General features: G+C 74.6%; 4 protein-coding genes. 2 read left to right on the top strand and 2 right to left on the bottom strand.

Annotated features, from left to right (window positions below; translation table 11 throughout):
- Positions 1-71: 71 nt before the first annotated feature.
- On the bottom strand, positions 72-275 hold the full coding sequence (locus tag ACRYR7_RS24870; RefSeq protein ID WP_432575027.1) for a hypothetical protein: 204 nt from the start codon (positions 273-275) through the stop codon (positions 72-74).
- Complete coding sequence (locus tag ACRYR7_RS24865) at positions 272-490, bottom strand: hypothetical protein (protein WP_432575026.1); 219 nt, start codon at positions 488-490, stop codon at positions 272-274. The genes ACRYR7_RS24870 and ACRYR7_RS24865 overlap by 4 nt, the downstream gene beginning before the upstream one ends.
- A 135-nt stretch (positions 491-625) precedes the next feature.
- Between ACRYR7_RS24865 and ACRYR7_RS24860 the strand changes: the two genes are divergently transcribed.
- A complete protein-coding gene (locus ACRYR7_RS24860) occupies positions 626-832 on the top strand; it encodes a helix-turn-helix transcriptional regulator (protein ID WP_432575025.1) in 207 nt (68 codons plus the stop codon).
- Between the two features lie 1,085 nt (positions 833-1,917).
- Positions 1,918-3,198, top strand: coding sequence for an MFS transporter (locus ACRYR7_RS24855; protein ID WP_432575024.1), 1,281 nt, complete (start codon positions 1,918-1,920; stop codon positions 3,196-3,198).
- The last annotated feature ends 131 nt before the right edge of the window (positions 3,199-3,329 follow it).

Genomic DNA, 3,329 nt, shown 5'->3' with positions numbered 1-3,329 from the left:
GAGGGCCCCGCACCACACTGGTGCGGGGCCCTCGCGTGTCGGCTCGTGACCCTGGCGGGTCAGGGTCTGCCTCAGCGGCCGCGCCAGCCGCGCACGCCGTGGGTGAGGTGCACGAGGAGCAGCAGCACCGCCGGCAGCCACAGCCACGAGGGCGGCCCGCCGGCGGCGAGCGCGGCGAGCATGACCAGCGCGGCCACCGCGCCTGCCGCGGCGATGAGGAGCTGCACGGTGGCCAGGCGGTCTCCCGGGCGCTCCTGGGGTGCCGGGGCGCTCACCGGGCGCTCGCCGGCGTCGAGGCGGCCGGGCGGTGCCCGCAGGTGCAGGCGCGGTGCTCCTGGCGCAGGTCGACGTAGGCCGTGCGGTACCCATCGGCCCAGGCGCGCGCGGTGCGCGCGTGCCAGCGGGTGGCGATGCCGTTGAGGACGGTGCTGCAGCGCTCGGCCAGTCGGGTGGCCGTGGCTCCAGCGGGGCGGGGCGTGGGACGATCCATGACAGGTCCTCTCCTGGTGCTTCAGGGGTGGATCGAGGTCCTCGCCGGTGTTCGCGCACCGGTGGGGACCGTTTTGGGTTATGACCGCTACACTAAGCCGAACGTGTAACGAGTGCAACCCATAGGGTGAGGTCCGTGACTGCAGATGAGCTGGTCGGCGCCGCCGAGGCCGCCGAGCTCCTGGGCGTGAGCACCGTCCAGGTCAACCGCCTCTCGCGGCGCGAGGACTTCCCCCAGCCCGTGGCCCGCCTGAAGGCCGGCACCATCTGGCGCCGGATCGACGTCGAGCGGTGGGCCAACGAGCACGCCGACCGTCGCCCGGGTCGCCGGCCCCGCCCGTGAACCGCTGATGTCCCGGTGGCGGGTGCCGAGCTCTGGTAGCCCGGCTTCCGCGCCCCAACCCTTGGGGGTTGGGGCGCGGAAGCGCAGCTCAGGCTGGTGTGTCCGGGCCGTCTCCGGGGTCAGTGCTGCGGCGGAGCACCCGCAGCAAGGCTACGAGCGCGAGCATGAGGGCCGTCATGGATGGCAGTGCCTCTGACGGGTCGTCGGCTCGCACCACGCCGTAGATGCAGACGGCGATGACGACAACGACGATGAACCGCTCGAACAGGTCGGGGCGCTGTGAGCGGCGGCCTGGCTCGCCAGCTGCAGCTGATGACTGCCCACTGCTCGGCGGGCTGGGTGGTGTGCCGTCCAGCCAGCGAGCTTTCCCGCCAGTGCTTAATGGGTGTACGGTGACGCTAGCTGACGAACGCTTGTGGGTGTGCGGGACGGGTCTCAACGTAGGTCCTCCATGCGTGTCTTTGGACAAGGACACCTCGCAAGCGAAGGCAGCCACGGCCCGGCGCACAGGAGATCCGACCTCCTGCGAAGTACGCCGGGCCTTGTGGCGCCCTGACATGATCAGCAGTCCAAGCGGGACTGTACCTTGTCGAGGACCTGATCGTGGATCAGCGTGTCGCCGTGCGCTCTTGGTTGAGCACCTTCGACGACGTCGCGCGCCGGCGCTTGCTGCGATGTACCTCCACGTGTACCTCGGCCGCTGTGTTCCTGGACGTTCAGCACGGTGCACTGACGTTCACGCAACGCCGTGAGCTGCGAAGACGCACACTCCCGGACCGACCGGGACGTCGCGCTTGCAACTGGGGGTCAAGGGGTCGCAGGTTCAAATCCTGTCAGCCCGACCGGCGTTCGCGCGGGTCGCAACGGGTGTCCACCTTCGGGTGGGCACCCGTTCGCCGTTCCCCGGCCTCACGGCCCCCTCGACCTCACCGGTCTCCCCGGCCCCGTGGGTGCGGGGTCCTGCCCACCTCGTCGGCTCACCGCCGCCCCGCCCGCGCACGAGCGCGCGCGGTCCCGGCCGCTGGCTAGCGTCGAGGGGTGCAGCGTCCCCGCCCCTCCTCCCGGACCTCGCGGCGGGGGCGGCGGTGAACCGCACGTTCCGCTCCCTGCGGCACCGCGACTACCGCTGGTGGGCCGCCGGCGCGCTGGTGAGCAACACCGGCACCTGGATGCAGCGCATCGCGCAGGACTGGCTGGCGGTGCAGGTCCTGCCGGGCTCCTCGGGCACCGCGGGCGGCCTGACCACGGCGCTGCAGTTCGCCCCCGTCCTGCTGCTGGCGCCCGTGGCCGGCGCGGTCGCCGACCGGTTCTCCCGGCGCCGGGTGCTCGTGGCGACCCAGGTGGCCATGGGCTCGCTGGCCGCGGCGATGGGCCTGCTCGTGCTCTCCGGGCACGCGGTGCTGTGGCACCTGTACGTCTTCGCGGCCCTGCTGGGCGTGGCCTCCGCCCTGGACGGCCCCGCCCGGCTGACGATCGCCGGCCAGCTCGTCCCCGAGCGGGACCTGCCCAACGCGGTCGCGCTGAACGCCGCCTCGTTCAACGTGGCCCGGATGACCGGCCCGGCGGCCGCGGGCCTGCTCATCGCCGCGGTCGGCGCCGGGCCGGTGTTCCTGCTCAACGCCCTCAGCTTCGTCGCCGCCCTGGCCTCGCTGCGCGCGGTGCGCCACGTCGACGCCGCCGACCTGGCCGGGCGCGAGGCGGCCCGCGCGGCCGGGCGCCCGGCGGGGTCGCTGCGCGAGGGCCTGCGCCACGTGCGCGCGCGCCCCGAGCTGGTCGTGGTGCTGGCGCTGGTCACGGTCGTCGGCGGCCTGGCGCTGAACCTGCAGCTCACCAGCGCGCTCGTCGTCGGCGAGCGCTTCGGGCTGGGCTCGGCGCAGTTCGGCCTGGCCGGCACCGCCCTGGCGGTGGGGTCCCTGTGCGGGGCGCTGCTGGCCGCCCGGCGCGAGGGCCCGCGGCTGCGGGTGCTGGTGGGGGCGGCCGCGGCGTTCGGGGTGCTCTCGGCGGTCTCGGCGCTGATGCCCACCTACGAGCTGTACCTGCTGCTGCTGGTGCCGGTGGGCCTGGCGTCGCTGACGTTCACCACCACCGCCAACGCCACGGTGCAGACGCGCAGCGACCCCGCGGTGCGCGGGCGGGTCGTGGCGCTGTACCTGGCGCTGCTGCAGAGCGGGACGGTCGTGGGCGGGCCCCTGGTGGGCTGGATCGGCACGCGCGCCGGCGCGCAGTGGTCGGTGCTGGCCTGCTCGGTGCCCGCGGTGCTGGCCGCGCTCGCGGCCGGGGCGGTCCTGCTCGTGCTGGCGCGGCGGCGCGGTCGCGGGCGCCCGGCGGCGGTGCCGGGGCGCCCCCGCCCGGCGGCGCTGCCGTGAGCGGCGGGCAGCACGGAGGCCCCCCGGCGCGGGGCCGGGGGCCGCGGCTGCGGGTGCGGTCGGGGAAGCCGCCGCGCCCCTTCCAGTACGAGTGATTAGCGCTTGTGCTCAAGACCGTGATCCTCGTTCCG

This window comes from Kineococcus gurbantunggutensis (assembly GCF_050871925.1).
Classification (GTDB): Bacteria; Actinomycetota; Actinomycetes; order Actinomycetales; family Kineococcaceae; genus Kineococcus.
This window is presented reverse-complemented; position numbering and strand designations above follow the sequence as displayed.

What these genes read in the sequence shown, in the direction of transcription:
- ACRYR7_RS24865 (WP_432575026.1), bottom strand. Translation starts at nt 490, where the DNA reads ATGGATCGTCCCACGCCCCGCCCCGCTGGAGCCACGGCCACCCGACTG.